21 protein-coding genes are annotated in these 22,344 nt (G+C 61.7%); 3 read left to right on the top strand and 18 right to left on the bottom strand.

Going from position 1 to position 22,344, the window contains the following annotated elements:
• Together QQL79_RS01505 and QQL79_RS01500 are read left to right on the top strand one after the other, a co-directional pair.
• Positions 1 to 1,140 carry a succinylglutamate desuccinylase/aspartoacylase family protein gene (locus QQL79_RS01505; RefSeq protein ID WP_284387262.1) on the top strand — a complete coding sequence of 380 codons (1,140 nt, stop codon included), beginning with the start codon at positions 1 to 3 and terminating at the stop codon, positions 1,138 to 1,140.
• A gap of 300 nt (positions 1,141 to 1,440) precedes the next feature.
• Complete coding sequence (locus QQL79_RS01500) at positions 1,441 to 2,802, top strand: aminotransferase class I/II-fold pyridoxal phosphate-dependent enzyme (protein WP_284387261.1); 1,362 nt, start codon at positions 1,441 to 1,443, stop codon at positions 2,800 to 2,802.
• Positions 2,803 to 2,845: 43 nt separating this feature from the next.
• On the opposite strand, the gene QQL79_RS01495 is transcribed toward QQL79_RS01500, so the two are convergent.
• The 4 genes from QQL79_RS01495 to QQL79_RS01480 form a co-directional block, all read right to left on the bottom strand.
• The gene (locus QQL79_RS01495) at positions 2,846 to 3,241 is read right to left on the bottom strand and encodes a response regulator (protein WP_284387260.1); all 396 of its coding nucleotides are present in this window, start codon (positions 3,239 to 3,241) and stop codon (positions 2,846 to 2,848) included.
• A 15-nt stretch (positions 3,242 to 3,256) separates the two neighbouring features.
• Positions 3,257 to 5,098, bottom strand: coding sequence for an ATP-binding protein (locus tag QQL79_RS01490; protein ID WP_284387259.1), 1,842 nt, complete (start codon positions 5,096 to 5,098; stop codon positions 3,257 to 3,259).
• A 136-nt stretch (positions 5,099 to 5,234) separates the two neighbouring features.
• Positions 5,235 to 5,582 carry a DUF4326 domain-containing protein gene (locus QQL79_RS01485; RefSeq protein ID WP_284387258.1) on the bottom strand — a complete coding sequence of 116 codons (348 nt, stop codon included), beginning with the start codon at positions 5,580 to 5,582 and terminating at the stop codon, positions 5,235 to 5,237.
• On the bottom strand, positions 5,579 to 6,193 hold the full coding sequence (locus QQL79_RS01480; RefSeq protein WP_284387257.1) for a trimeric intracellular cation channel family protein: 615 nt from the start codon (positions 6,191 to 6,193) through the stop codon (positions 5,579 to 5,581). Before QQL79_RS01480 ends, QQL79_RS01485 begins: the two co-directional genes overlap by 4 nt.
• Positions 6,194 to 6,278: 85 nt before the next feature.
• Here QQL79_RS01480 and QQL79_RS01475 point away from each other — a divergent pair, with 85 nt between their 5' ends.
• Complete coding sequence (locus QQL79_RS01475) at positions 6,279 to 6,899, top strand: hypothetical protein (RefSeq protein WP_284387256.1); 621 nt, start codon at positions 6,279 to 6,281, stop codon at positions 6,897 to 6,899.
• Positions 6,900 to 6,950: 51 nt separating this feature from the next.
• On the opposite strand, the gene QQL79_RS01470 is transcribed toward QQL79_RS01475, so the two are convergent.
• The 14 genes from QQL79_RS01470 to zapE form a co-directional block, all read right to left on the bottom strand.
• Positions 6,951 to 7,286 carry a cupin domain-containing protein gene (locus tag QQL79_RS01470; protein WP_284387255.1) on the bottom strand — a complete coding sequence of 112 codons (336 nt, stop codon included), beginning with the start codon at positions 7,284 to 7,286 and terminating at the stop codon, positions 6,951 to 6,953.
• A 10-nt stretch (positions 7,287 to 7,296) separates the two neighbouring features.
• Positions 7,297 to 8,049: a 2-dehydro-3-deoxy-D-gluconate 5-dehydrogenase KduD gene (kduD, locus tag QQL79_RS01465; RefSeq protein ID WP_284387254.1), complete on the bottom strand. Its 753-nt coding sequence runs from the start codon at positions 8,047 to 8,049 to the stop codon at positions 7,297 to 7,299.
• Positions 8,046 to 8,834, bottom strand: coding sequence for a 5-dehydro-4-deoxy-D-glucuronate isomerase (kduI, locus tag QQL79_RS01460; protein WP_284392789.1), 789 nt, complete (start codon positions 8,832 to 8,834; stop codon positions 8,046 to 8,048). The genes kduD and kduI overlap by 4 nt, the downstream gene beginning before the upstream one ends.
• 350 nt (positions 8,835 to 9,184) lie before the next feature.
• Positions 9,185 to 10,594, bottom strand: coding sequence for a dihydrolipoyl dehydrogenase (lpdA, locus tag QQL79_RS01455; RefSeq protein ID WP_284387252.1), 1,410 nt, complete (start codon positions 10,592 to 10,594; stop codon positions 9,185 to 9,187).
• A 27-nt stretch (positions 10,595 to 10,621) separates the two neighbouring features.
• Complete coding sequence (locus tag QQL79_RS01450; RefSeq protein ID WP_284387250.1) at positions 10,622 to 11,254, bottom strand: LysE family transporter; 633 nt, start codon at positions 11,252 to 11,254, stop codon at positions 10,622 to 10,624.
• 92 nt (positions 11,255 to 11,346) lie between these two features.
• Complete coding sequence (locus tag QQL79_RS01445; RefSeq protein ID WP_284387248.1) at positions 11,347 to 11,799, bottom strand: hypothetical protein; 453 nt, start codon at positions 11,797 to 11,799, stop codon at positions 11,347 to 11,349.
• Positions 11,800 to 11,956: 157 nt separating this feature from the next.
• Positions 11,957 to 13,231: a 2-oxoglutarate dehydrogenase complex dihydrolipoyllysine-residue succinyltransferase gene (gene odhB, locus QQL79_RS01440; RefSeq protein ID WP_284387246.1), complete on the bottom strand. Its 1,275-nt coding sequence runs from the start codon at positions 13,229 to 13,231 to the stop codon at positions 11,957 to 11,959.
• 12 nt (positions 13,232 to 13,243) lie between these two features.
• A complete protein-coding gene (locus QQL79_RS01435; RefSeq protein WP_284387244.1) occupies positions 13,244 to 16,246 on the bottom strand; it encodes a 2-oxoglutarate dehydrogenase E1 component in 3,003 nt (1,000 codons plus the stop codon).
• Between the two features lie 355 nt (positions 16,247 to 16,601).
• Entirely contained in the window at positions 16,602 to 17,510 is a 909-nt protein-coding gene (gene sucD, locus QQL79_RS01430; protein ID WP_284387242.1) for a succinate--CoA ligase subunit alpha, read from the bottom strand.
• A gap of 8 nt (positions 17,511 to 17,518) precedes the next feature.
• The gene (locus QQL79_RS01425) at positions 17,519 to 17,896 is read right to left on the bottom strand and encodes a cupin domain-containing protein (protein ID WP_284387239.1); all 378 of its coding nucleotides are present in this window, start codon (positions 17,894 to 17,896) and stop codon (positions 17,519 to 17,521) included.
• The gene (locus QQL79_RS01420) at positions 17,893 to 18,405 is read right to left on the bottom strand and encodes a hypothetical protein (RefSeq protein ID WP_284387237.1); all 513 of its coding nucleotides are present in this window, start codon (positions 18,403 to 18,405) and stop codon (positions 17,893 to 17,895) included. The genes QQL79_RS01425 and QQL79_RS01420 overlap by 4 nt, the downstream gene beginning before the upstream one ends.
• Before the next feature lie 4 nt (positions 18,406 to 18,409).
• Entirely contained in the window at positions 18,410 to 19,603 is a 1,194-nt protein-coding gene (sucC, locus tag QQL79_RS01415; protein WP_284387235.1) for an ADP-forming succinate--CoA ligase subunit beta, read from the bottom strand.
• A 164-nt stretch (positions 19,604 to 19,767) separates the two neighbouring features.
• Complete coding sequence (gene mdh, locus QQL79_RS01410) at positions 19,768 to 20,730, bottom strand: malate dehydrogenase (RefSeq protein ID WP_284387233.1); 963 nt, start codon at positions 20,728 to 20,730, stop codon at positions 19,768 to 19,770.
• Between the two features lie 376 nt (positions 20,731 to 21,106).
• Positions 21,107 to 22,258: a cell division protein ZapE gene (zapE, locus tag QQL79_RS01405; protein WP_370461159.1), complete on the bottom strand. Its 1,152-nt coding sequence runs from the start codon at positions 22,256 to 22,258 to the stop codon at positions 21,107 to 21,109.
• Between the last annotated feature and the right edge of the window lie 86 nt (positions 22,259 to 22,344).

Raw genomic sequence — 22,344 nt, 5'->3', positions numbered from 1 at the left:
ATGACCTTCCAGTTGCACGAGACCACATTCTCCGGTGATACGCCCGGCACGACGACCAGCCTTTATTGGTATACGGCCGGCCGCGAAGACGCAGCGGTCAAGGTCCACCTGCAGGCTGCGCTTCACGCCGATGAACAGCCCGGCACCATGGCGCTGCACCACCTCCTGCCCATGCTGGCCGAGGCTGACGCCGCCGGTACCCTCAAGGCCCGCTTTGTCATCTTCCCCTCGGTCAATCCGCTGGGCCTGGCCAATCGCTCGCTGCGCCACCATATCGGCCGCTACGACATCGAGACCGGCGTCAATTACAACCGCCGCTGGCCCGATCTCTATCCGCTGATCGCCGACGCCATCGCGGGCAAGCTCGGCACCGATCCCACGGCCAATATCGCCACCATCCGCGCCGCCGTCGGCGCCTGGATTGCCGCGCAGAAGCCAGGCTCGGCCGCCCAGCAATTGCGCCTGTTCGTGCTCGGGTCCGCCCATGACGCCGATATCGTGCTCGATCTGCATTGCGACGACGATAGTCTGATGCACATCTTCACCTCGCCCGAATTGATGCCCGGCCTGCAGGACCTGGCCGATTGGATGGGCGTTGCCGCCACCCTTACCGCCGAAGACAGCGGCGGCGGCTCCTTCGATGAAGTCCTGCCCTCGCTCTACCGCAAGGCGCGCCTTGCCAATCCGGACCACCCCATCCCCAATGGCGCGGAAACCGCCACGCTCGAATATCGCGGCCGCGCCGACAGTTTCGATGCGCTGGGCAAGGTGGATGCCGAAGGTCTGTTCGGCTTTTTCGCTGGCCGCGGCCTGATCGCCGCCGATGTAGAGGCTCCGCCCGCCGCGCCGCCTGCAACCCCGTTCGAGGCCACTGAAGTCTTGCGCACCGCTGCGCCGGGCCTGTTGGCCTATCACGTTGCACTGGGCGACCGCGTCCACAAGGGGCAGCCGATTGCCGACCTGATCGCCATGGATGGCCCAGGTGCCTTTCTCGATCGCCGGCCGATTCTGGCCGGAACGGATGGCTTCGTCCTTTCCCGCGCCAGCGCCAAATATGTCGCCCGCGGCGCTGGGATCGCCAAGATTGTCGGCACGGAAGTACTGCCCGCCCGGGCCGGAGCCTATCTCCTGGAAGACTAGGGCCAGTCTTCATTCTATCCGGCCGAGGCCGCAAAGACGGCCCCTCGCCCATTCTACCAATAGCGAAGAACCCAACCGGTCATTTGCATATCGCAAATCACGCGGTCGTGATGGCTCGCGTTAACCTTACCAAGAATCTCTTTAGACGCCCCTTTGCAAAGTTAACAAAACGTTGCATTTTAAAAATAGGTTAAAATCTTCTTAAAAAGCTGCGCTGCGACAGAGATGGCAGAGGAGGTTTTCGAGCGCCCTCCGTAGTTTCGCCAGAGTAAGGCCTGTTAGTCAGATTAGGAGAGCGTCATGGAAAGTAAGTATAAGTCCGTGCCTGAGGCGGCACTCAGGGGCAGCCTTCGCGATTACCGCGCGCCCGCCGGCGCCAATCTGATCGGCCGGATTGCCGGCTTTTACGAATGGCAGAACCTCCGCCGCCAGCACGAACTGTGGCCCTATGCCCGTTCCACCTCCACCGCGCCTAAGGCTCGTTGCGAGGCGCGCAGCGATGCGGGGCAGGACTTTTCCGGCATCAACTTTGCCAGCCAGGACTACCTGAGCCTTTCCTCGCACCCTGCCGTGAAGCAGGCCGCCATCGAGGCCATTGGCGAATATGGCGTGCATAGCGCCGGTTCCGCCGCCCTGCTCGGCAATACCGCCAATTCCCTGCGCCTTGAACACGCCCTGTCCGACTTTATCGGCGGCCGCGAAATCGTGCTTTACCCCACTGGCTGGGCTGCCGGTTACGGCTCGGTCCAGGGTTTCGTGCGCGCCAACGATCATATCGTGATGGATATTCTGGCCCATTCGTGCCTTCAGGAAGGCGCCAAGGCCGCTACACAGAATATCCATCACCACGGCCACCTGAACCTGCAGATGCTGGAGCGCAAACTGTCCCGCATTCGCGCCAGCGACGCCGAAAACGGCATTCTGGTGGTGACGGAAAGCCTCTTCTCCATGCATTCCGACACGCCCGACCTGGGCGCCATGCGGGCGCTGTGCGACAAGTATGACGCCACTCTCCTGGTCGATTGCGCCCATGACCTTGGCTCGATGGGCGAGGATGGCCTTGGGCATCTGGGCATGCAGAAAATGCTTGATGCCGCCGATATCATCATTGGCAGCTTCTCCAAGACCTTCGGCTCCAATGGTGGCTTCATCGCCGTCCGCGACAAGGCGACCGCCGAATATCTCAAATATTACAGCGCCACCCACACCTTCTCGAACGCCCTCTCGCCGGTCCAGGCCGCCACCATTCTGAGCGCGCTCAACATTGTCCGGTCCGACGAAGGCCGCGCGCTGCGCCGCAAGCTGATGGACAATATCGTCTATCTGCGCCAGCAGATGACGGAAGCGGGCCTAGAAGTGCTTGGCAATCCTTCGCCCATCGTCCCGGTGAGCCTGGGGCTGGAAAGTGTCGGCCGCTATGCCTCACGCCACCTGATGGCGCTGGGTGGCATTGCCAATCTGGTGGAATACCCGGCCGTGCCGCAGGGCGCTGCTCGCTTCCGCTTCCAGGTCATGGCCGCCCATACCCACGACGATATCGATCAGGTCGTGGCCATCCTCGCCCGCGCCATGCGCGATGCCGATCTCGAATACCGGCTGGGCCATGAAGGCCAGCCCCAGATCAGCAAGCATATCGACGCCAGCGTGGTTCCTGCGGAATAACCGGGCTTTCATCCCTTCACCTCTCCCCGACGGGGAGAGGTGATTAGCCCTCGACCAGCGCCGCGGCCGGTGTTTTGGGGCCGAGCACGGCCTGCATTTTGCCCAAGAGGCGCGGCAGGTCCACCGGCTTGGTATCAAAATCGATGCAGCCGGCGGCCAGCGCCTTGGCCCGGTCGGATTCGAAGGCACTTGCCGTCAAGGCGATGATCGGCAGCGCCGCGGTTTCCGGATTGGCGCGGATGCGGCGCGTCGCCTCGCAGCCATCCATTTCCCCCAGCCCCATATCCATCAGGATCACGTCCGGCATCAGTTCCTGGGCAGCGGCAATCCCACTCGGGCCATCTTCGGCAAACCGGATCGCATAGCCCCGCCGTTCCAGCCGCCGGCCCAGCACGTCACGATTGATGGGATTGTCTTCGACGATCAGAACCAATGCCATGGCACGCGCTCCTGCCTATTCGTTGACTGCCCGGGCTTGCCGCGTTCCGCGTGCGGCCTTGAGGCTGGCAACGGCAGCCCTGACCTTGTCTCCATCCAGCGGCTTGAGCAAGATGCCATCCGCCCCCGCCGCTAATGCCTTGCTGCGTTCGGACAGGATGGAAATCATCAATACCGGGATATCGCGGGTAATCGGATCCGCCTTGAGAGCCGCCAGCACATCCCAGCCATCATAGCCCGGCATCAGAATATCGAGGAAGATCGCCGACGGCTTGACGGTGCGGGCGATCTGCAGCGCCGATTGCGGCGCATCGGTGCAGATCGGGGTGAGGCCCTCCTTGCTGAACAGACGCTCGGCCAATTCCAGGAAGTTGCGGTCGTCGTCCACGATCAGCAGCCGCAGCCGCTCGTCACCGCCAGCCGTGCCGGAAATGCGATCGTTGAAATCCTGCACCTGCTCGCCATGCAGGGGCACGATGGCGCCCCGCACATTGGCCAACGGATCGTGCGCCGTCTCCTCGTTCTGCGCCGGCAGGCGAATGGTGAAGGTCGAACCCTTGCCCAGCTCGCTTTCGACATCGATCTGCCCACCCATCAGGCGGCAGAGATTCTGGCTCAGTGACAGGCCCAGGCCCGTGCCGCCGTAAACCGCGGCAATCTTGGGATTGGCCTGCGCGAAATTGTTGAACAGCGCCTTTTGCTGCTGCGCGGAAATGCCGATCCCCGTATCGGCCACCGCGATCTCGATCCATTCCTGCCCCGCTTCCGGGCGGCGGCGGATCGAGAGGGTGATATTGCCATTGTGGGTGAACTTGGCGGCATTGGACAGCAGGTTGAAAATGGCCTGGCGCAGCTTGGTGGCGTCGCAGCGGATCGAGCCCAGCTCTCCGCTCCTTTCCACCACAAAGCTATTGGCATTCTTGACCGCCAGCGGCCGCGCGGTGGATTCCACCTCGTTGATCAGCTTGTCGAGATCGACCGTCTCGATATGCAGCGCCATCTTGCCGGCCTCGATCTTGGAGATATCGAGGATGTCATTGACCATGGCCAGCAGATGCTTGCCCGCGGCACTGATCTTTTGCAGATCGGCAATCTGCTCGCCGCGCCCGTCCAGTTCGGCGTCTTCGAGCAGGATTTCCGAATAGCCCAGCACGGCATTGAGCGGCGTGCGCAATTCGTGGCTCATCTTGGCGAGGAATTCGGACTTGGCGCCATTGGCGCGCTCGGCCTCTTCCTTGGCGATGGTCAGGGCGCGCAGCGTATCCTGATGGCGCTCCACTTCCTTGATCAGCTCGGACTGGCTGTCCACCACACTGGAATAATAGGCCGCCATCATGAAGACATAGATATTGCAGCCCAGCGCCGAGAGTACGCCGGCCACTACCATGTTCTCGACCGGAATATGGTCCGGGAAATCGCCGAGCAGATAGAAGACGTAAAGCGCGCCAAGGCCCAGCGTGAACTGGGCAAACACAAAGATACGCGCCGTCCAGGTGGCCCCCAGATACATGAACGCCAAAAGCGGCGTCAGCACCAGCCAGACCAGGAATGGCGAGCTGGTGCCCCCGTAATTATAGGTGCCCCACAAAATACAGAAGGTCAGGTTCAGCACCGAGAACATGGCCAATTGCGTATAGGCGCGCGGGAACAGTTTCAGCAGCGCCAGGAACGGCCAGAAGGCATAGATCGACGCTGCCAGGATGGGCACCTGCGGCTCGGGCGCCGGGTCCGCGAACCACAGGAACAGCGGAATCGGTGTCGCGATAATCGGCCCGAACATGTGGCTCATGATGAACATCTGCACGCGCTTTCGCGTGTGCAGATCGCGCTGCAATTCCTGCGGCGTGAACCATGCCATCGTTCGCTGGAAAAGACCCAAAGGATCCATGGGAGTGCCTCGACCGGCCAATGCCGAGCACCGACAATGATCTTAACACTTTGACAAGTGGTAAATCATGCGCACTAAAGCGCAATACCTGGCAAAAATCGACTAATCAGCTGTTTGCCAAATCGATCAGCGCATCGGCATGACAAGGTGTTCCTGCCCGGCACCAGCAGGCCAGATTTTTCCCGGCCAGCGTGGCCCGGATGTCCTCGAGTGCCAGCGGCGCCGCGCCGGTCGCCAATTGCCCACGCACCCAGCGGCCATAGCGGGCCACCGCCTCGGCCTGCGCCGCGGCCTTGTCGACGCCCATCTCGGCCATGACATCGGCAATGGTGAAAGGATTGCCCCAGGGCCCCGGCCGCGCCACCGATTGCGCCGGAAGGCCATTAAGGGCCAGCGAAGTCGCCTGCAGGTCAAACCCCGCCCGGCGCGACAGCACGATCCGTTGCGGTTTCATCGTAAATCCTTGTCATAGACGAATTTGGGCATTTCCCATTTCAGGATCAACGCAACGACACGCAGTGTAAACCCAACGGCAATGGCCACCAGCATCACCAGATCGGGCGGCAGATTGGCCTGCAGCCCGAAATAGTAGAGCACCCCGGTCACGATCGAAACGGTGGCATAGAGCTCGCTGGAAAATACCAGCGGCACGTCATTGCACAACACATCGCGCAGAATGCCGCCGACAATCCCTGTAACCATGCCCGCCACGATGATAATAAGCGGATGCTGCCCCATTTCGATGGCCACATTGCACCCGACAATGGTGAAGACCACCAGGCCCAGCGCATCGAGCAGCAGGAATGGCCAGCGCAGCTTGTCCACCACCCGCGCCATGGCGATGGTCAGCAACGCCGCGCCGCAGACCAGCAGCAGGACATAGGGGTTGTGCACCCAATAGAGCGGGTAATGCCCTAGCAACACGTCGCGCGCCGTGCCCCCGCCCAGCGCGGTCACGCAGGCCAGGAGGCACACCCCGAACCAATCCATCTTGCGCCGCCCCGCCGCCAGCGCTGCGGTCATCGCCTCGGCGGTTATGGCGATAAAGAACATCGCTTCAAGCATTGAAAAATCCTGCTGCGGCAAAACCGGGTTGTCGCCCAGACGTTACCCCAAGACAATGCCCCATGCATCAATCGGAGGCAGCACCATGCGCCAACCCAGATCCGTTAAGGGTCTCGAAGAATTCGGTCGCGTCCGCCTGTCAGAAAGCTTTTTCATGCGCGATTTCCTCTATTCGGAAATCGCCGCCATCAATGGCTTTCCTAACATTCCCGCCGACCCGGATCTTGCCATCGCCGCCGGCAAGGTGCTGTGCGAAACCTTGCTTGAGCCGTTGCAGGCGCGGTTCGGCCGCATCTCGGTGCGCTCATCCTACCGCTCCCCCGAGGTCAACGGCTTCGGCAATGCCAACAAACTCAATTGCGGCAGCAATGACAGCAATTTCGCCGGCCATATCTGGGACCGCCGCGACGCGCAGGGCCGCATGGGCGCCACCGCCTGCGTCGTGGTCAACCGCTTCATCCCCTATTACCAACGCACCGGCGATTGGGAAGCCATGGCCTGGTGGGTGCACGACCACCTGCCCTATTCCGACATGGAATTCTTCCCCAAATACGCCGCCTTCAACCTGCAATGGCGCGAGGACCCGATCCGGGGAATTTACAGCTTCATCCCGCCCCGGCGCGGGCGGTTGACAGAGCCGGGAAAGCCCAATTGGGCGGGACGGCACGAAGCCGCCTATGCCGCGATGCTGGCGGAGATTGGGTAGGCCCTCCCCCTGGAAATCCAGGGCGAGGGAGGTTTCTTCGCTTGCGCTGAGCTACAAAAAATCCTGCCGCATCGGCGTGAACACATCGATCAACCGCCCATCGGTCAGCGCCACCACGCCATGCTCGATCCCACTGGGCACAATGAAACTACCGCCCTGCTCGACCACTTCGGTTTTGCCACCAATGGTCACCTCGAACCGCCCCTCGGCCACATAGCTCACCTGCACATGCGGATGGGAATGCAGCGCGCCGACCGCGCCCTGCTCGAAGCCAAATTCCACCTGCATTAGCTCAGGCGTATGGATCAGCACGCGCCGCCGATTGCCCGGTGCCAGCTCGGTCCACTCTGTCGCCCCCGGCTGCGCAAAAATCGCCTGTCTGCTCATCGCTCTCTCCTCATCGTGCCAGCCAGCCGCCATCCACCGGGATCACGGCGCCATGCATATATTTGGACGCCCGCGACAACAGGAACACCGCCGCATCGCCAATATCGGACGGCTCGCCCCAGCGCCCCGCCGGAATGCGCCCCAGAATGGAAGCCGACCGGTCCGGATCGGCCCGCAGCGCCTCGGTATTATTGGTCTCGATATAGCCCGGCGCGATGGCGTTGACGTTGATTCCCCGGCCCGCCCATTCATTGGCCAGCAGCCGCGTGATGCCCAGCACGCCACTCTTGGACGCGGTATAGCTGGCCACCCGAATGCCGCCCTGAAAGCTCAGCATCGAAGCGATATTGACCACGCTGCCACTGCCGCGCTCCAGCGCCTTGCGCCCGAAGGACTGGCACAGGAAGAACATCGTCTTGAGATTGATGTCCATTACCGCGTCCCAGTCGGCCTCGGTGAAATCGACAGCATCGACCCGTTTGATGATGCCGGCATTGTTGACCAGCCCATCAATCGGCCCATGTTCGGCCCAGGCTGCCTCGAACATGGCCTGCGCCGCGCCCGCCGACCCCAAATCGGCCGCAACGCCTACAAAGCCATCCCCCACCAGCCGCGCCGTCTCGTCCATCGAGGAACGGCCCACGCCGATCACCCTGCCGCCGGCCCGCCCGATCGACACTGCAATGCCCTGCCCGATGCCCGTATTGGCGCCGGTGACCAGCACGGTCTTGCCGACGAGGCTGAACGCCGACAGATCGCTCACCGCAGCGCTTCCATCGCCACCTTGTCGACATCGGTATAGTCGACATTGTCACCCGCCATCGCCCAGATAAAGGTATAGGCGCCCGTGCCCGCCCCCGAATGGATCGACCAGGGCGGCGAGAGCACAGCCTGCTCATTGCGCACGATCAGGTGCCGCGTCTCGTCCGGCTCGCCCATCAGATGCACCACGAAGGCATCGGGCTTGAGGTCGAAATAGAGATAGGCCTCCATGCGCCGGTCATGCACATGGGCTGGCATGGTGTTCCACACCGAGCCGGGCGCAAAGATCGTCAACCCCACCACCAATTGGCAGGTCTTGGCGCTGTCGGCATGGATGAACTGGAAGATCGACCGCTCATTGGCCGTTTCCTGGCTCCCCAGATCGAGCCGCTTGGCTTCGCTGATTTTGATCAGCCGGGTCGGGTGGCGCGCATGCGCCGGCGCGCTCAGCAGATAGAACTTGGCCGGTTCATTGGCATCGTCCGAAGCGAATTGCACCGCCTTGCTGCCCATGCCGATATAAATCATGTCGCGCGGCATGAGCTTGTGCTCGACACCGTCCACCGTGATCGTCCCGGCCCCGCCGACGTTCGCGGCGATCAGCTCCCGCCGGTCGAGGAAATTTTCGGTCCCGGTCGGCTTGATTGGCTCGAGCGCAAGCCCCGCGGCGCCAGGCATCACGCCGCCCACGGCCATGCGATCATAATGGCTATAGGTCCAGTTGACCCCGCCCAGCGTGAACAATTCCTCGATCAGGAAATGCTCGCGCAGCTCATCGGTATTCATGGTCCCGGCCGTCACCGGATCGATGGCAAAACGAATATCGTAATCGGTGCTCAAGCGATCCTCCAACGCAACAGAACCCTGTCCTTCTACCCCGCATCGATCTGGTATGGAAGAATAAGGCGGGCAAAAAAGAACCCCGGACTTTGCCGGGGTTCATCACAAAAGGCGTCACACCTGGAGTGTCAGCATCTTGCGCCATCTCCCCCACCCGCCGTCGTTTCCCTCGGGCTTGACCCGAGGGTCACTCTCCGCCTGTGCCGCGTTGAGAAAGGCCCTCGGGTCAAGCCCGAGGGAAACGAACGTGGGTGGCGAGAGGCTTCCGGCCAGCCAGCCCGAAAGCTGCCTTCCAATCAAATATGAATAGCCCCATCGCCGAGCGACAATGCCGCTTCGCGCACCGCTTCCGACAGGGTCGGATGGGCATGCGTGCTGCGTGCCAAATCCTCGGACGACCCCGAGAATTCCATCAGCACGACCAGTTCATGGATTATCTCGCCGGCATTCTTGCCCACGATATGGGCGCCCAGCACCCGGTCGGTATTGACGTCGGAAAGGATCTTCACGAAGCCCTGCGTCGCCAGCATGGCCTTGGCGCGGCCATTGGCGGTGAAGGGGAATTTGCCGATCTTGTATTCGACGCCATCGGCCTTGAGCTCGTCTTCCGTCTTGCCGACCGAGGCGATTTCCGGATTGGTGTAAACCACGGCCGGGATCGCCGCATAGTTCACGTGGCCGGCCTGGCCGCTCAGGATTTCGGCCACCGCAATGCCCTCGTCCTCGGCCTTGTGCGCCAGCATCGGCCCGGCAATCACGTCGCCAATGGCGTAGATGCCATCGACCGAGCTCTTGTAATGCCCGTCGACCCGCACCCGGCCACGCTCGTCCAGCGCCACCCCGACAATGTCGAGCCCCAGCCCTTCGGTATAGGGCTTGCGGCCGATGGCCACGAGGGCCACATCGGCGTCGAGAATTTCCATATCGCCGCCCTTGGCCGGTTCGACCCGCACCTTGAGCGAGCCATCATCCTGCTTGTCGATGGCGGCGACCTTGCTCGACAGCTTGAATTCCATGCCCTGCTTTTGCAGCATGCGCTGGAATTGGCGGGCCACTTCGCTGTCCATACCCGGCAGGATGCGATCGAGATATTCGACCACGGTCACCTGTGCGCCCAGCCGTGCCCAGACCGAGCCCAGCTCCAGCCCGATCACGCCCGCGCCGATCACCAGGAGCTTGCCCGGCACCTTGTCCAGCGTCAGCGCGCCAGTGGAGCTGACGATCTGCTTCTCGTCGACCTCGATACCCGGCAGGTTAGCCGATACGGAACCCGTGGCGATAACAATATTCTTGGTCTCGACTGTCTGGGCCGAACCCGATTGCGGGGTGACCAGAACCTTGCCCGCCGCAGCAATGGTTCCGGTGCCGCGGAAGACAGTTATCTTGTTCTTTTTAAAGAGATAATCCACCCCACCTACATTGGCGGCAACGGTTTCGATCTTGTGGTTCATCATCTGCGGTAGGTTCAGCACCGGCGCGGGGATATCTATGCCCAGCGCCTTGAAGCTATGGCCGGCTTCCTCGAACAATTCGGAGGCATGCAGCAGCGCCTTGGAGGGAATGCACCCGATATTAAGGCAGGTACCGCCCAGGGTCGGCCATTTTTCCACCACGGCAACCTTCATTCCCAGCTGCGCTGCGCGGATGGCCGCGACATAGCCGCCCGGGCCCGAGCCGATAATGGTGAGGTCGAAGATGTCTGCCATTCTGATGCCCCGATTACTGAGAGGTGCCTAGTGTTGCTGCGCGATCGCCACGCGGACTGCCAGCAGGATGAATGTAATGCCGGTTACCCGATTAAACCACCGGCCGAACCGGAAAAAGCCTTGCCGTACAGAGGGTGTCGTAAAGAAAATCGAGACCAATGCGAACCAGGCAAAAAGCATAAGGCTCATGGCCAGCACGTAGATAACTTTAACGTCGCCGCCGGTATGGGCCGAGACCAGGCTGGTGAACAGCGCCAGGAAGAACAGCACGGCCTTGGGGTTGAGCAGATTGGTGAGGAAGCCAAGGCCGAAGGCGGCGAAGTCACCGCGCCTGGCGCCTGCAAGATCACCCGCTTCGGGCGGCCTGGGCGGTGGACTGCGCAGCGCCGAAATGGCCAGCCAGATCAAATAGGCCGCGCCTATCCACTTGAGAATATTGAACAATAACAGGGATTGCCCGACGATCAGGCCAACGCCCAGCAGGGTATAGCTGCCATGGACCAGGATCGAGGTGGCAATGCCGGCCGAGGTGAACAGGGCCGCGCGCCGGTCATGCACGATGGATTGGCGCAGCACCGTGGCGAAATCGGCGCCGGGGATAACTGCATTGATGCCGAAGGCCAGCATCAGGCCGGCAAATTCGAACCAGGGAAAATCCATCACGGGCACCGCCGAGTCATTGCGCCCCAGCAGTTACACTAGCCTGCTTGTCCGGGCAACGCGTCTGCTCGGCATCCCCTCTTGCCGGGCCTTTATTGAGCGGCAATGTCCTGGGCGCGCTTGAGCACGGCGGGCAATTGCTTGTCGATATCGAGCGAGCCGCTATCGACACGTTCGAGGAAGGATTTGCAGAATGCGTCCTTGTCGCCGGCCTGGTTGAAGGCGCTCATGATCTGCGTGCCGCCATAGGTTTCGGCCGCTTCCACCTGCCCCTGGGCCGCCCCGCCCAGCTTGGCGATCACCCGGTTGGCCAGATCGAGAAAGCCGATATTGCGCAAGTACCAGTTATCATTGGCGGTTTTGTAAGCGCTGTTGAGCCCGGTGGTTTCGTAGCAATGGGTGGTCATTGCCGACACGATGGCCCGCGAGCCGTGGAAGGCCATCAGCTCACCGACCAGTTCGGCGTCGGCGGTCTCCTGCGCGGTGGCCGCAGCGGGGATAAGTGCGGCAAGGCAAAACATGGCAGGGAAAAACAGGGAACGCACCAGGCGCTTTACTCCGAAATATCTGGTTAGCACACTGTGTCATCTGAGGCTTCGGCGTTAACAGACTGTTAGCACCGGCAATAACCCCGATCACGATAATGCCAACAAAAAGGGCCCGCCGCGGCGGACCCTTCAGCATGCCTAAAATTGTGTCGTTCTAGAGGTCGAGCACCAGCCGCTCGGGCGCCTCAAGGCTTTCCTTGACGCGGACCAGGAAGGTAACGGCTTCCTTGCCGTCAACCACACGGTGGTCATAGGAGAGCGCCAGATACATCATCGGGCGGATCACAATCTGGCCGCCAACGACGACCGGACGCTCCTGGATCTTGTGCATGCCCAGAATACCCGACTGGGGGGCATTGAGGATAGGCGTGCTCATCAGCGAGCCATAGACACCACCATTGGAGATGGTGAAGGTGCCGCCCTGCATGTCGGCCATGGACAGCTGAGCATCGCGCGCCTTCTTGCCCAGGCTGGCGATTTCCTTCTCGATCTCGGCAATGCTCATCTGGTCGGCATTGCGCACCACCGGCACGACAAGACCCTTGTCGGTGCCGACGGCGACGCCGATATGGGCGTAGTTCTTGTAGATCAGGTCATCGCCATCGATCTCGGCATTGACCGCCGGGATTTCCTTGAGCGCATGCACCACGGCCTTGGTGAAGAAGCCCATGAAGCCGAGCTTGACGCCGTGCTTCTTCTCGAACAGCTCCTTGTAGGAATTGCGCAGGTCCATCACCGGCTTCATGTCCACCTCGTTGAAGGTGGTGAGCATGGCGGCAGTGTTCTGCGCATCCTTCAGGCGCCGGGCAATGGTCTGGCGCAACCGGGTCATCTTGACCCGCTCTTCCTTGGCCGCATCGTCGGCGGCAACAGGGGCACGCGGCGCAGCCGGGGCCTTGGCTTCGACGGCCTTGGGCGCAGGAGCGGCAGCGGGCTTGGTCAAGGCGGCCAGCACGTCTTCCTTGAGCACCTGGCCGCGCTTGCCCGATCCTTCGATCTCCGAGCCATTGAGGCCCTTTTCGTTGATCAGCTTCTGCGCGGAAGGGGCCGGGGGCATGCTCGTGGCAGCGGCGGGTTCGGGCTTGACCGGTTCGGGACCGGCAGCATTGGCGGCGGGCACTTCGGCCTTGGCCTCCGCCGGTTTGGCTTCGGCAGGCTTGGCTTCGGCAGGCTTGGGCGTGGCAACCGCGCCAGCGCCACCGATGGCGCCCAGCAGCGCACCCACATCGACCGTATCGCCCGGCTGGGCGGCAATGGCTTCGAGCACGCCGGCAGCGGGGGCCGGCACTTCGATGGTCACCTTGTCGGTTTCCAGCTCCACAAGCGGCTCATCGGCGGCAACATTGTCGCCAACCTGCTTGAACCACTGGCCGATCGTGGCCTCGGTCACGCTTTCGCCCAGGGTCGGTACGCGGATTTCTGTCGACATTATTTTGTCCTTTTAGCTGCCAAGGGCTTCGTCGAGGAAGGCCTGCAATTGGGCAAGATGGGTCCGCATCAGACCCGTAGCAGTGGAGGCGGAAGCCGGGCGGCCGGTATAGCGCACGCGCTGGCCGGTGCGGCCCATCTGGTCGAACACCCATTCCACATAGGGCTGGATGAAGGCCCAGGCGCCCATATTCTTGGGCTCTTCCTGGCACCAGATGATCTCGGCATTCTGGAAGCGGCTCAATTCGTCCAGCAGCGCCTTGGCCGGGAACGGATAGAGCTGCTCGATGCGCAAGAGATAGACATCGTCGATGCCCTTCTTCTCGCGATCTTCCAACAGGTCATAATAGACCTTGCCGGTGCACAGCACGACGCGGCGGATCTGATCGTCGCTTTTGAGCTTGATCGTGGTCTTGGGTGCGCCCGGCGCCTCGGCATCGTCCCAGAGCAGGCGATGGAAGCAGGAATCCGGACCCAGCTCGACCAGGCCCGAAGTGGCGCGCTTGTGGCGCAACAGGCTCTTGGGCGTCATCAGGATCAGCGGCTTGCGGAAGTCGCGGGTCACCTGGCGGCGCAGGGCATGGAAATAGTTCGCCGGCGTCGTGCAATTGGCGACCTGCATATTGTCTTCAGCACAAAGCTGCAGGAAGCGCTCGGGACGCGCCGAGGAGTGCTCCGGCCCCTGCCCTTCATAGCCATGCGGCAACAGCATCACGAGGCCCGACATGCGGAACCACTTGCGCTCGCCCGAGGAGATGAACTGGTCGATCACCACCTGCGCGCCGTTGACGAAGTCGCCGAACTGGGCTTCCCAGATGGTCAGGGCCTTGGGCTCGGCCAGCGAATAGCCGTATTCAAAGCCCAGCACCGCTTCTTCTGAGAGCATCGAATTGATGACTTCGTAGCGGCTCTGGTCCTCGGAGAGGTTGTTGAGCGGGGTATAGGTCTTGTTGTCGACCTGCTGGTCGTTCAGCACCGAATGACGCTGGCTGAACGTACCGCGTTCGACATCCTGGCCGGAAAGGCGCACGGGATGACCCTCGGTGACCAGTGTGCCAAAGGCCAGGGCTTCCGCCGTCGCCCAGTCGATGCCTTCGCCGGATTCAATAGCGGCGAGCCGGTTATCCATGAACTTCTTGACCGTGCGGTGCACGTTGAAGCCCTCGGGCACACGGGTCAGCGCGGTGCCGATCTTGACCAGCCGGTCGATCTCGACACCGGTATCGCCGCGGCGCGGGCCTTCCTGGTCGGCGGGGCGGAAATCCTTCCACACGCCATCGAGCCAGTCGGCCTTGTTGGGGCGATAATCCTGGCCGGCTTCGAATTCGGCATCGAGCTTGGCGCGCCAATCGGCCTTGAGCTTATCGACATCGGCCTCGGTCAGCAGACCCTCGCCCACGAGCTTGCCGGCATAGATATCCAGCGTCGACTTATGCGCGCGGATCTTGGAATACATCAGCGGCTGGGTGAAGCTGGGCTCGTCGCCTTCATTATGGCCAAAGCGACGATAGCAGAACATGTCGATGACGACGGGCTTGGCAAACTTCTGCCGGTATTCGACAGCGATCTTGGCCGCAAACACCACAGCTTCCGGGTCATCCCCGTTCACATGCAGCACCGGCGCCTCGATCATCTTGGCGACATCGGTCGGATAGGGCGAGGAGCGCGAATACATCGGCGCCGTGGTGAAGCCGATCTGGTTGTTGATCACGAAATGGATCGAGCCGCCCGTGCGATGGCCCTTAAGGCCGGAAAGCCCCAGGCATTCGGCAACCACGCCCTGGCCGGCAAAGGCCGCATCGCCATGGATCAGCAGCGGCAGCACCATGGAGCGATCGGGCTTGCCGTCCGTTGCGATATTGATCAGCTTGCCATCGGGCGCAATATGCTGGTCCTGCTTGGCACGGGCCTTGCCCAGCACCACCGGATCGACGATCTCCAGGTGCGACGGATTGGCCGTCAGCGACAGGTGAACCTTGTTGTTGTCGAACTCACGGTCCGACGAGGCGCCCAGGTGATACTTGACGTCGCCTGAGCCTTCCACGTCATCGGGGTAGAAGGCGCCACCCTTGAACTCGTGGAACAGCGCGCGATGCGGCTTCTGCAGCACCTGCGTCAGCACATTGAGCCGGCCACGGTGCGCCATGCCCAGCACGATATCCTTGATGCCAAGGGCGCCGCCGCGCTTGATGATCTGCTCGAGCGCCGGGATGGTGGCTTCCGAACCGTCGAGGCCGAAGCGCTTGGTGCCGGTATATTTGACGTCGATGAATTTTTCGAAGCCCTCGGCTTCGATCAGCTTGTTGAGGATCGCCTTCTTGCCCTCGGGCGTGAAGGTGATTTCCTTGTCCGGCCCTTCGATCCGTTCCTGAATCCACTGCTTGGCTTCAGGATCGGAGATATGCATGAATTCGATGCCGAGCGTGCCGCAATAGGTGCGCTCCAGGATCGTCAGCATTTCGGGGATGGTGGCGTATTCCAGCCCCAGATAATTGTCGATGAAGATCTTGCGGCCGTAATCGGCTTCGGTGAAGCCATAGCTCTTGGGATCGAGCTCGGGAGCCGGCTCGTCTTCCTTCATCTTGAGCGGGTCGAGATCGGCATGCAGATGACCGCGCATGCGATAGGCCCGGATCATCATGATGGCGCGGATGGAATCCCGCGTGGCCTGCAGCACGTCAGCGACGCTGGCCTTGGCCACGCCCATGGCCTCGGCCTTTTTGGCGATGGCCTTCTCGGTCTTGATGGCGACTTCGCCCCAATTGCCGTCCAGCGCGCTGACCAGTTCGCCATTGGCGCTCTGCGGCCAATCCTTGCGGCCCCAGCTCGGGCCGTCGGCGCTCTTTTGCGCGTCGCTGTCATTATCGTCGAGCCGGCCGAAGAAGCTCTTCCAGGTCTCGTCGACGCTGTCGGGATCGCTTTTATAGCGGGAATAGAGTTGTTCGATGTAGTCGGCGTTCCCCCCATAGAGGAACGAGGTCAGCAAGAACGTGTCGTTCTTTTCCTGTCGTGTCATCGCTTTTTGTCGCGAGGCCCACGCCCCGCCATCCTTCTCAACAACCGGACAAGCCGGTCCATGCGGTCCCTAATTTCGATCGGATACTGACCGCTTATCCTTAGTATCCTGTTAAGTGTAACGACCCCTGAGCAGGGCCGTGGCTCAATTCATCTATACCCGTTTCGGGCACAGCTGGCGTAACACCGTTCTGTGTCCGAAGCGCGACCGACATTGGTCGCATTCTTGGCAGGGATACCCCACCTAACCTCCCCCCTGATAGGGGGAGGGATCGATCGGGGCCTCCCAAAAATCGCAGTCCACCACCAGCCCGTCCCTCCCCTGTCAGGGGGAGGCCAGGAGGGGGTATCCGATCTCAGCCCTTCAGCACTTCCGCCAACGTCCGGCCGATGCGGGCCGGCGACTTCGACACGCGGATGCCGGCGGCTTCCATCGCGGCGATCTTGTCTTCGGCGCCGCCTTTACCACCCGAAATTACGGCGCCAGCATGGCCCATGGTGCGGCCGGCCGGAGCCGTCAGGCCGGCGATGAAACCAGCCATCGGTTTCTTGCGGCCGCGCTTGGCTTCGTCGATCAGGAACTGGGCCGCGTCTTCCTCGGCCGAACCGCCGATTTCGCCAATCATGATGATCGACTTGGTCGCTTCGTCGGCCAGGAACATTTCGAGCATATCGATGAACTCGGTGCCCTTGACCGGGTCGCCGCCGATGCCGACAGCGGTGGTCTGGCCAAGGCCTTCATTGGTGGTCTGGAACACTGCTTCATAGGTAAGCGTGCCCGAGCGGGAAACAATGCCCACGCTGCCCTTGGAGAAGATCGAACCGGGCATGATGCCGATCTTGCATTCTTCCGGCGTCAGAACGCCCGGGCAGTTCGGCCCGATCAGGCGCGACTTGGACTTTTCGAGCTTGGCCTTGACCCGCACCATGTCGAGCACCGGCACGCCTTCGGTGATGCAGACGATCAGCGGAATCTCCGCATCGATCGCTTCCTCGATGGCGGCAGCGGCGCCCGGAGGCGGCACATAGATGACCGAGGCATTGGCCCCGGTCTTTTCCTTGCCTTCGGCAACGGTGGCGAAGACTGGCAGGCTGGCCGAGGCATCGACGCCGCTGGTCCAGGTTTCACCGGCCTTTTTGGGGTTCACACCACCCACCATCTTGGTGCCGTAATAGGCCAAAGCCTGCTCGGTGTGGAACGTGCCGGTCTTGCCGGTCAGGCCCTGTACGAGAACCTTGGTGTCTTTATTGACCAGGATGGACATGAGTTTTCCTATAGTCGGTTGAGTTCGGTGACAGTGCGCGCGCTTGATGTCGCAGTGCCGGTGTTGATGGTGGTGGATGGCTCGACCATGAGCACGATGGGCTCATGGGTCAGCGAACGGGGACGATGCTCGACGGATTTGGGCACGACGAGGAATTCCCCTTCGCCCAGTTCCACCACCCCGTCGCGGAAATCGATGGCGATGCGGCCCTTGAGCACGAGAAAGCCTTCGTCCTCATGCTCATGGGCATGCCAGTCGAAGACCTCGCCGAATTTGGCGATCTTGACCTGGCTGTCATTGATATCGCCGGCGATATGGGGCTGCCAGACGGCCTTGATCGTATCGCTGGCGGCCTGCACCAGATTGATCTTGCGCGGAACGCTCATTCGGTCTCCGCCTGCGGCCGGATGACCGTCAGCTGGATCACGAAGCTGGTTTCGCTGTGATGGGCGAGCAACAGGGTGTCCGGATCGCCGGCGCCGGTAAAGCTGCCGAACATGCCATCGTCATTTTTGGTGGTCTTGCCGTCATAGCGCTCCAGCGCATCGATGGGCTCGATCTCGGCTACGGCATCCCCGCTGGGCTCGCTGGCGTCGACGCGGCAATAGCCGAACATCTTGCCCGGATAATCCTCGATCAGCACGGTCAACTCGGCATAGCCGATGCCCGGAATGTCCTTCTCGCCGGTATAGAACCGGACATAGGGGCTTTCGCCATCTTCGTCGTAAATGGTCCAGCCGTGCTCTTCGGCGTTTTCGCGCGCCAGCACGTCGCCGGTGGCGAATTTCTCGCACACCTCGAGCACCTGCACCGATTGGGGCACCTTGCTCTTGGACTGCGCGACGGCGGGCGTCGCGCAGGCAAGAAGCAGCAGGAGGGCGGGACCGGCGCGCATGGCGCTAGCCCTGCACCGCCTTGACGATCTTCTGGGCTGCATCGTCGAGATCGTCGGCCGAAATCACGTTGAGGCCGGATTGATCCAGGATCGCCTTGCCTTCCCTGACATTGGTGCCTTCGAGACGAACCACGAGCGGCACGGCAAGACCCACTTCCTTGACCGCAGCGATCACGCCTTCGGCGATCACGTCACAGCGCATGATGCCGCCAAAGATATTGACCAGAATGCCCTTCACCGCCGGATCGGCCGTGATGATCTTGAACGCCGCCGTCACCTTCTCCTTGGAGGCGCCGCCGCCAACGTCGAGGAAGTTGGCGGGCTCGGCGCCATAGAGCTTGATGATGTCCATGGTGGACATGGCAAGGCCTGCGCCATTGACCATGCAGCCGATATTGCCGTCCAGCGCCACATAAGCGAGGTCGAACTTGGAGGCTTCGATTTCCTTGGCGTCTTCCTCGGTGAGGTCGCGCAGGGCCTTCAGCTCTTCATGGCGGAAGGCGGCGTTGTTGTCGAAGCTCACCTTGGCGTCGAGCACGCGCAGATGCCCGTCGGTCATCACGATCAGCGGGTTCACTTCCAACAGGCTCATGTCGGTATCGGTGAAGGCCTTGTAGAGGATCGGGAACAGCTTGGCCGCATCCGCCTTGGCATCGCCATCGAGCTTGAGCGCCGCAACGATCTCGGCAATGTTGGCTTCGGTGACGCCAGTGGTCGGGTCGATATCGACGGCGATGATCTTTTCGGGCGTATCATGCGCCACCGCTTCGATATCCATGCCGCCTTCGGTCGAGATCACGAAGGAAACGCGGCCAGTGGTACGATCGACCAGCAGCGAGGTGTAAAGCTCGCGGGCAATATCGGCGCCGTCTTCGATATAGAGGCGATTGACCTGCTTACCGGCTTCCCCGGTCTGCTTGGTCACCAAGGTGTTGCCCAGCATTTCCTTGGAGAAGGCCACGACATCGTCGATGGTCTTGGCGAGGCGCACGCCGCCCTTGGCGTCGGGCCCCAGTTCCTTGAACTTGCCCTTGCCGCGCCCACCGGCATGGATCTGGCTCTTGACCACATAAAGCGGACCCGGCAGCGACTTGGCAGCAGCCTCGGCTTCGTCAGCCGAGAAAATCGCCACGCCCGCAGCGACCGGCGCACCGTAGGACTTGAGCAGCTCTTTGGCCTGGTGTTCGTGGATGTTCATTCGTGTTCCCCTTGGATGGGCAAATCTGCTGTGGTCACGGAGCGCCTCGCTCCCACCACGTCATTCCCGCGCAGGCGGGAATCCATTATTCATACTCGTCGCTGTGCCAGAGTGGATCCCCGCCTGCGCAGGGATGACGCTGTGGCAAGCTGCGCGAAAGCGAACTAGGCCAGTTTCGGCGCGATCTTCTTGCAGGCTTCGATCAGGCCTTCCACCGCGCCAACCGACTTGGCGAAGGCCTTCTGTTCAGCAGAGTTCAGTGAAATTTCGATGACCTTTTCAGCGCCACCGGCACCGATCACCACCGGCACGCCAACATAGGTGCCCTTGACGCCATATTCGCCATTGAGGAAAGCGGCGGAAGGCAGCACGCGCTTCTTGTCCTTGAGGTAGCTTTCGGCCATCGCAATGGCGGAAGCTGCCGGCGCATAGAAGGCCGAACCGGTCTTGAGCAGGCCGACAATCTCAGCGCCGCCATCGCGGGTGCGCTGGGTGATGCTGTCGAGCTTTTCCTTGCTCATCCAGCCCATCTTGACGATGTCGGTGAGCGGAATGCCGGCAACGGTCGAATAGCGGGCCAGCGGCACCATGGTATCGCCATGGCCGCCCAGCACGAAGGCATTGACGTCTTCGACCGAGACATTGAGCTCTTCGGCGATGAAATGCACGAAACGCGAGCTATCCAGCACGCCGGCCATGCCGATCACCTTATTGGTGGGCAGGCCCGAGAACTTCTGCAGCGCCCAGACCATGGCGTCGAGCGGGTTGGTGATGCAGATGACGAAGGCGTCTTTGGCGTATTTGGCAATGCCCGCGCCCACCTGCTCCATCACCTTTAGGTTGATTTCCAGCAGGTCGTCGCGGCTCATGCCGGGCTTGCGCGGCACGCCGGCCGTGACGATCACCACATCGGCGCCCTTGATGTCCTTGTATTCGCTGGTACCGGCCAGCTTGACGTCAAAGCCCTGTGCGGGGGCAGACTGGGCGATATCGAGCGCCTTGCCGGGGCCGACGCCGTCGACCACGTCGAACAGCACAACATCCCCCAGCTCCTTCTGCGCCGCCAGCAGAGCCAGCGTACCACCGATCTGACCCGAGCCGATAAGAGCGATTTTCTTGCGCGCCATTAGTCCTCATCCCAGACTGCGTTGAATTGGCGCACCTATTAACGCCCCGGGCTTTGAGGGGCAAGTGAACCCTTCGTCTAAACAGAGATTTGAGCCTTGCTCATGGGCGATGGGGTGGTGCCGGATGGGCAAGGAAGGGGTTTTCTCCCCGCGCCTGAAGGAAGCGATGCATCCTCATCCACCGTCGCCTTCCTCGGGCTTGACCCGAGGACCGCTCTCCATTCGTGCCGCGCTGCGAGTGGCCCTCGGGTCAGGCCCGAGGGAAGCACAGGTGGGAGGGAGACATCGAACTCTATCCGGGACATAGGATGTGGGGAAAGAACACAGCATGGATTCCGGCCTGCGCCGGAATGACATTGTGGTGCGGAAAATCCCCCTACCCGACGGGCACCGTATCCCGCAGCGCCTTGCCCAAATATTCCTCCGACTGCATCTCATCGAGCCGCGACACCGTGCGCTGGAACTCGAACGCGGTCTTGTCGTCCTTGCCCAATTGCTCGAGCGGCACGTCAAAGCTGGCTCCCAGCTTCACCCCCCGGTCATAGAGATTGTCGATCAAGAGGATAAACCGCTTGGCGGCATTGGATTTCAACCGGTCCATCTGCGGCACGCCATCGATGATGATGGAATCGAACTGATGGGCAATCCGCACGAAATCGCGCGAACCCAGCGGCTTTTCACACAGATCGGCAAAGCCGAACCGCGCCGCGCCCATGGCCATCAGCGGCACGGCGATTTCCCGGCCGATGCTTTCAACCACGCCCGGCTCGCCCACGACGCCGCCGGTGATGCGCAGCCAGAGCTGATCCATCGCCGCCTTGACCTCCGGCCCCGTGCCGAAGGCATAGACATGCTGGCCGGCAAATTTGAGCCGCCGGTAATCGCGCGCTGCCGGCAGCGCCGCCACCGTCACCTGGCGCTTCAGCAGATCGATAAAGGGCAGGAACAATTGCCGGTTGAGCCCATCCTTGTAGAGCTCGTCCGGCACCACATTGGACGTGGCCACCAGCGTCACGCCATTGGCAAAGAGCTTGTCGAAGAGCCTGTAGAGCAGCATGGCATTGGTAATGTCATGCACATGAAATTCATCGAGGCACAGCAACCGCAGCCCCGATTTGACGATCGGCTTGACCACTGCCTCGACCGGATCGGCATCATCGCTCTTGCTCTTGGGCGACTTGCGGAAGGCAGCGATCCCGGCATGGATTTCATCCATGAATTCATGGAAATGCACGCGCCGCTTCTGCTTGAGCGGCACGGCGGCAAAGAACAAATCCATCAACATGGTCTTGCCCCGCCCCACCTCGCCATAGAGATAGAGCCCCTTGACCGGCTCGGGCTTGTCGAACAGCCGCCCCAGCAACCCCTTGGGCCTTTCCGCAGCAAGGCCTGCCGCAATGCCATCAAGCAGCGCCGCGGCTTCCACCTGGGCTGGATCGGCCGCCAGCGCTTCGCGCGCCACCAAGTCTGCGTAAGCAGCACTGACAGGGCCTTGCAGGGTGGCGATTTTTCGGGGTTTGGACGACACAGGGGTCAATCGGGATTCAGCTTTCTGATCGGCGGAGAGCCACAATCCGCCTCCCTCCCCTTGAGGGGAGGGATTGAGGGGCGTCG

Origin of the sequence: Devosia yakushimensis, assembly GCF_030159855.1 — a bacterium.
GTDB classification, from domain to species: Bacteria; Pseudomonadota; Alphaproteobacteria; order Rhizobiales; family Devosiaceae; genus Devosia; species Devosia yakushimensis.
This window is presented reverse-complemented; position numbering and strand designations above follow the sequence as displayed.